The following is a 6,171-nucleotide window of genomic DNA, read 5'->3' as shown; positions in this document are numbered from 1 at the left end:
GGACGAGGCTGCGATGCGGGCCGCAGGACCGCCTTATGGGGCCGCTTCGCAACCCATCGCAGCCTCGTGCCTCGTCAGCGACTACAGGTTAACGATGGCTTTTGCCTTTGGTTTGCAGCAGGTGCGAGAACACCGCATGCAAATCGTCCGAGGCGCCTTCTTCGTCGAGGTTGAGCTTGCTGTCGATGTGGTCCATGTGATGCATCATCAGGTCCACTGCCAGTGCACCGTCACGGGCTTCGATGGCATCGATCAGTTGCATGTGCTCGTCGTAGGAGCAGTGTGAGCGGTTGCCGCTTTCGTACTGGGCAATAATCAACGACGTTTGCGACACCAGGCTGCGCTGAAAGCTAATCAGCGGCGCGTTCTTGGCGGCTTCAGCCAGCTTCAAGTGAAACTCGCCCGACAACCGAATGCCTGCACCACGATCGCCCCGCGAGAAACTGTCGCGCTCGTCCTGGACCATTTTGCGCAACTCAGCCAGATCATCCGCCGTAGCATGAACCACGGCCAATTCCGTAATGGCTTTTTCCACCAGACGGCGAGCAAGAAAGACTTGGCGCGCTTCTTCAACACTCGGGCTAGCTACCACTGCGCCACGATTGGGGCGCAGCAATACAACCCCTTCATGGGCCAGACGCGAGAGTGCGCGGCGGATAATGGTCCGACTTACGCCAAAGATTTCGCCCAGCGCCTCTTCGCTCAACTTTGTGCCCGGCGCCAGACGCTGTTCGAGAATGGCCTCGAAGATATGCGCGTAGACAATATCGTCCTGGGTTCCGCTGCGACCGGCCTTGCCGGCGCGGGCGGGTTTCTTGAGAGGCTGCAACTGTTCGTTCATGGGCACTCGAATGGGAAAAGCGGCGGCAAATTGAGCGTTACGTTTATACGTAAACGGGCCTCGCTGACAATGAATTAATGCAAGAAAACTGGCCGCATTGTACACAAGCCCGAGTGTATGCACGACTGTATGGCCGTTTGATATCCCGGCTGTATTGCAATGAAATGTTACTTTTGCGTTTAGGCTTGCGCACTGTTCACTGTCTTATCAAGAACAGCTTTTGCAGAGCACTCTGCCCAGTACAAGGAATTGCGTTTTATGACCGACGCCACTCAGCCACGCTTGCACCCGTTGGCCGACACCTCACCTTCTGCGGTGGTCGCGGGTTTCATTGCAATGATGACCGGCTATACCAGCTCATTGGTGCTGATGTTTCAAGCAGGCCAGGCAGCAGGTTTGACCAGCGGACAAATCTCTTCATGGATTTGGGCGCTGTCCATTGGTATGGCCATTTGCAGCATAGGCTTATCCCTGCGTTATCGCACCCCCATTACCATCGCCTGGTCAACGCCCGGCGCGGCCTTGCTGATCACAAGTTTAGGTGGCGTCAGTTACCACGAGGCCATCGGTGCGTACATCACATGTGCCGTGCTGGTGATTATCTGTGGGGTAACCGGGAGTTTTGAGCGCCTGGTCAAACGCATTCCGGCGTCCCTGGCTGCGGCATTGCTGGCCGGTATCTTGTTCAAGATCGGTAGCGAGATATTTGTCGCTGCGCAGCATCAGACCGGCCTGGTGATCGGCATGTTTTTTACCTACCTGATCGTCAAACGCCTGTCGCCGCGCTACGCGGTATTGGCCGCGCTGGTGATTGGCATCGTGATTTCGGGGTTGCTCGGGCTGCTGGATTTCAATGGTTTCGCCCTGGAAGTGGCCGTGCCGGTGTGGACCACGCCTTCCTTTTCGCTGGCAGCCACCATCAGCATCGGCATCCCGCTGTTTGTGGTCGCCATGACCTCGCAGAACATGCCGGGCATCGCCGTGTTACGCGCCGACGGTTATACCGTGCCCGCTTCGCCGCTGATTACCACCACGGGGGTAGCCTCGCTGCTGCTCGCCCCTTTTGGTTCACACGGGATCAACCTGGCGGCCATCAGCGCGGCCATCTGCACCGGGCCACATGCCCATGAAGACCCCAAAAAGCGTTACACCGCGGCCATGTGGTGCGGGATTTTCTATGGCATTGCAGGCATATTTGGCGCCACATTAGCCGCCTTGTTTGCCGCCTTCCCTAAAGAACTGGTGCTGTCGATTGCGGCCTTGGCACTGTTTGGTTCGATCATCAACGGCCTGACTATTGCCATGACGGAGTCCAAAGAGCGAGAAGCTGCGCTGGTGACGTTTATGGTCACCGCATCAGGCATGAGCCTGTTCTCGGTCGGCTCTGCGTTCTGGGGCATCGTAGCAGGCGTGTTGACGCTGATGATTTTGAACTGGAAAACCCGCTGAGTCATGGCTCAACGTGGGCTGCGATCTTTTTCAACATCCAAAGATCGCAGCCTTCAACGGTTTCATTAAATCGCTAAAGCCCCGCCATCAATTGCCAAGGCATGACCCGTGGTAAATGCTGCACCGTCCGAACACAGGTACAGCACAGCACTCGCTACCTCCTCTACCGTGCCCACTCGCCCGACCGGGTGCATCGCCGCAGCGAACTCCGCCTTTCTCGGATCTGCCTCGTACGCGCGGCGGAACATGTCGGTGTCAATCACGCCCGGGCACACCGCATTCACGCGGATCTTTTTCTTTGCGTATTCAATGGCTGCCGACTTTGTCAGACCAATCACTGCGTGCTTTGACGCCGAGTAGATACTCATCTTCGGCGCGGCGCCAAGGCCAGCCACGGACGCAGTATTGACGATCGCTCCACCGCCCTGGCTGAGCATCAGAGGCAACTGATATTTCATGCACAACCACACACCTTTGACGTTCACGCCCATGATTGCGTCGAATTCATCCTCGGTGCCGTCCGCCAAGCGGCCGTGCTCGATTTCGATGCCAGCATTGTTGAAGGCGTAATCCAGACGGCCATAAGTGCTGAGGATCTGCTCCATCAAATGCCTGACGTCCGCCTCGAGGGCGACATTGCAACGTACAAATGCTGCGCTGCCACCGGCGGCCTTGATCAGCTCGACAGTGCCCTCCCCGCTCGCGGCATGCAGATCGGCCACAACGACCTTCAAGCCCTCGGCCGCAAAGGCCAGTGCCGTGGCCCGCCCGATACCGGCACCGGCCCCGGTCACCACAGCCACTCGCCCGGAAAACGTCATGCTCATTATTCTTATCCTCAAAGGGGAAAATCTGTTTTCAGTGTAGGCACACCCAAACAACTTATTTATCGAAGTGATATAAGTCCGCCTACCAACATCATCCCAATTGATGAAAAAGCATTCGTAAGATCATGTTCGCTTGCCGACACGGCCCAGAACGTCTATCAACCTCCTTTGCCTTAATGATGAGTGCCTACGATGACCGCCGAGACTAACCGCCAATTCCTTCTTGCCAAACGCCCCGTCGGCGCAGTAACCCGCGACATTTTCACCTATCAACAGGTGCCTGTGGCTGAGCCCGGCGACGGGCAAGTCGTGGTTAAAAATGAATACCTGTCCCTCGACCCCGCAATGCGCGGCTGGATGAATGAAGGCAAGTCCTACATTCCCCCGGTGGCTCTCGGCGACGTGATGCGCGCTCTGGGCGTCGGCAAAGTCGTTGCCTCGAATCATCCCGACTTTAGCGTCGGTGATTACGTTAACGGCGCGCTGGGCGTACAGGACTACTTTGTTGGGGAACCCCGCGGTTTCTACAAAGTTGATCCCAAACTGGTGCCTTTGCCGGTGTACTTGTCAGCGCTGGGCATGACCGGCATGACCGCCTACTTCGCGTTGCTCGACGTGGGAGCACCTAAAGCCGGAGATACCGTGGTGATTTCTGGCGCTGCGGGCGCCGTCGGCAGCATTGCCGGGCAAATCGCCAAGCTCAAGGGCTGTCATGTGGTCGGTATCGCAGGCGGGAAAGACAAATGCGCCTACCTGATTAATGAGCTGGGCTTTGACGGCGTGATTGACTACAAGAACGAAGACGTTCTCGCGGGCCTGAAACGTGAATGCCCTAAAGGGGTCGACGTATATTTCGACAACGTGGGCGGCGATATTCTGGACGCTGTGCTCAGTCGCTTGCGTTTCAAGGCTCGCGTAGTCATCTGCGGCGCGATCAGTCAGTACAACAACAAGGAAGCTGTCAAAGGGCCAGCGAACTATCTGTCACTGCTCGTCAATCGTGCGCGTATGGAAGGGTTTGTAGTGATGGACTATGCAGACCGTTACGCAGCGGCCGCACAAGAAATGGCAGTTTGGCTGACCAAAGGCCAATTGAAAAGCAAGGAGCACATTGTTGAAGGACTGGAGACCTTCCCTGAAAACTTGCTCAAGCTGTTCAGCGGGGAGAACTTCGGCAAGTTGGTGCTGAAGGTTTAAAACCCATATCGCCGCAGCCAGGGCTGCGGCAACATCACTGGCGAGCTTATGCTATTTCGGCAACCACGGCAGCCAGTGCTTTGGCCGGATCAGCCGCTTGGCTGATCGGGCGACCAATAACCAGGTAATCAGAGCCTGCATCCAACGCCTGACGCGGAGTCAAAATGCGGCGCTGGTCATCCTGAGCACTGCCAGCAGGGCGAATCCCCGGCGTTACCAGTTGCAGCGACGGGTGTGCGGCCTTCAGCGCTTGCGCTTCCAGAGCCGAGCACACCAGCCCATCCATCCCGGCCTTCTGTGCCAAGGCAGCCAAACGCAGCACTTGCTCTTGTGGCTCGATGTCCAGGCCGATCGCGGCGAGGTCTTCACGCTCCATGCTGGTCAATACCGTGACACCGATCAACAACGGTTGCGGCCCGGTGCGCTTGTCCAGCTCTTCACGGCAGGCAGCCATCATGCGCAAACCGCCCGAACAGTGAACGTTAACCATCCACACGCCCATTTCGGCAGCGGCCTTCACTGCCATCGCCGTGGTGTTAGGAATGTCATGGAATTTTAGGTCCAGGAAGACCTCAAAGCCTTTGTCACGCAACGTGCCCACAATCTCAGCGGCGCAACTGGTGAACAACTCTTTACCCACTTTTACGCGGCACAGTTTCGGGTCCAACTGATCAGCCAATTTCAGTGCGGCGTCACGCGTAGGGTAATCCAGGGCGACGATGATAGGAGTCTGGCAGTCGGACATTAGCGGGTTCTCAGGCTGGTCGAAATCGGCGCGCATTGTAGCGGAAGCCGCCGCCTACCGGCACCCGATGATCGTATTTTCATAACTTTAATCATCTTGAGGTGATCACACGCGCACGAAAAAATAACCGGCCTACAATGAAATCACTGATAACTCACACACTTAACGGGATAGACAGCACTACGCTTCGCAAATTTTTTGCTCAGCTACGTGCCCTTCAAGGAGAACACAATGCCCTGGTATGGTTGGATAATACTCATCGTAGTCATCGGCGCTATAGTTGGCGGTCTGATGACCCTGCGTGACACCGCCGACAAAGTGGAACTGACCGATGAGCAGCGCAAACGCGTTGCTGAACGCAATGCCGAAATGGACGCGAAAGAATCAAAGGACCGGTAAAACGTGGGCAGTCCTCAGCGCTCGTTCAAGAATGAGCCCTGAGGACAAAAACCTATACACAAATGCATGAAGTGTCTGTGCAATGTCTCGAAACTCAGGGCTATGATGCGTCATTGCACAAAGAGGCAGCAGCCATGCGTTACTCACCCGATCACAAAGCCCTGACGCATCAGCGCATTATCAAAGAAGCAGCTGGCCTGTTTCGACGTGACGGGATTGGAGCAACCGGCCTGCAGCCCCTGATGAAATCCCTGGGCCTGACCCACGGTGGCTTTTACGCTCACTTCGCCTCAAAAAACGAACTGGTTGAAAAAGCCCTGCAACAGGCAGCATGCGAAGTCGATGGCCTGTGTGCCGACATATTCAGTCAGCCGCAGCCACTGCATGCGTTTATTGATACATACCTCTCGCAATGGCACGTGACCTCGCCTCATGAAGGCTGCCCATTGCCAACCATGTCTGCAGAAATGGCACAGCAAGGCCACGCAAGCCCGACGACCGACAGCGTTATCAACGCAAGGCTCAAACAAATCGAAAGCACGCTGTCGGGCACTGACGCTGAAGATCAGAGCATCATGATATTCGCCAGCTTGGTGGGCGCATTGGTGCTTGCCCGAAGCGTTGAAAGTGGCGCGTTAAGAGAAAAAATCCTGGATGTAACACGTAAAACACTGAAGCAATCAGTCGAGTAAAAGCGCCTGCAAACAAAAAAG

The 6,171-nt window shown here is 56.1% G+C and carries 7 protein-coding genes; 4 read left to right on the top strand and 3 right to left on the bottom strand.

All coding sequences use genetic code 11. The features are described from left to right. Positions 1-88: 88 nt before the first annotated feature. Positions 89-841: a GntR family transcriptional regulator gene (locus QMX84_RS06530; protein ID WP_153335981.1), complete on the bottom strand. Its 753-nt coding sequence runs from the start codon at positions 839-841 to the stop codon at positions 89-91. A gap of 258 nt (positions 842-1,099) precedes the next feature. Here QMX84_RS06530 and QMX84_RS06525 point away from each other — a divergent pair, with 258 nt between their 5' ends. Next, positions 1,100-2,290, top strand: a complete 1,191-nt coding sequence (locus QMX84_RS06525; RefSeq protein ID WP_048368489.1) for a benzoate/H(+) symporter BenE family transporter — start codon at positions 1,100-1,102, stop codon at positions 2,288-2,290. Between the two features lie 65 nt (positions 2,291-2,355). Here the strand turns inward: QMX84_RS06525 and QMX84_RS06520 are convergent, their stop codons facing one another. Beyond that, positions 2,356-3,117, bottom strand: a complete 762-nt coding sequence (locus QMX84_RS06520; RefSeq protein ID WP_123750453.1) for an SDR family oxidoreductase — start codon at positions 3,115-3,117, stop codon at positions 2,356-2,358. A gap of 192 nt (positions 3,118-3,309) precedes the next feature. On the opposite strand from QMX84_RS06520, the gene QMX84_RS06515 reads away from it, so the two are divergent. Then, on the top strand, positions 3,310-4,314 hold the full coding sequence (locus QMX84_RS06515) for an NADP-dependent oxidoreductase (RefSeq protein ID WP_282363429.1): 1,005 nt from the start codon (positions 3,310-3,312) through the stop codon (positions 4,312-4,314). A gap of 46 nt (positions 4,315-4,360) precedes the next feature. Here QMX84_RS06515 and pyrF read toward each other — a convergent pair whose 3' ends face one another. Next, entirely contained in the window at positions 4,361-5,059 is a 699-nt protein-coding gene (gene pyrF / locus QMX84_RS06510; RefSeq protein ID WP_162208464.1) for an orotidine-5'-phosphate decarboxylase, read from the bottom strand. 231 nt (positions 5,060-5,290) lie between these two features. Here pyrF and QMX84_RS06505 point away from each other — a divergent pair, with 231 nt between their 5' ends. Next, entirely contained in the window at positions 5,291-5,458 is a 168-nt protein-coding gene (locus QMX84_RS06505) for a DUF2897 family protein (protein ID WP_082148642.1), read from the top strand. A gap of 134 nt (positions 5,459-5,592) precedes the next feature. Continuing rightward, positions 5,593-6,150 carry a TetR/AcrR family transcriptional regulator gene (locus QMX84_RS06500; RefSeq protein ID WP_282363428.1) on the top strand — a complete coding sequence of 186 codons (558 nt, stop codon included), beginning with the start codon at positions 5,593-5,595 and terminating at the stop codon, positions 6,148-6,150. The last annotated feature ends 21 nt before the right edge of the window (positions 6,151-6,171 follow it).

Origin of the sequence: Pseudomonas sp. PS01297, from assembly GCF_029959305.1 — a bacterium.
Lineage (GTDB): Bacteria > Pseudomonadota > Gammaproteobacteria > Pseudomonadales > Pseudomonadaceae > Aquipseudomonas > Aquipseudomonas helleri.
The sequence above is the reverse complement of the archived record's forward strand: the minus strand, read 5'-3'. Positions and strand labels throughout refer to the sequence as shown.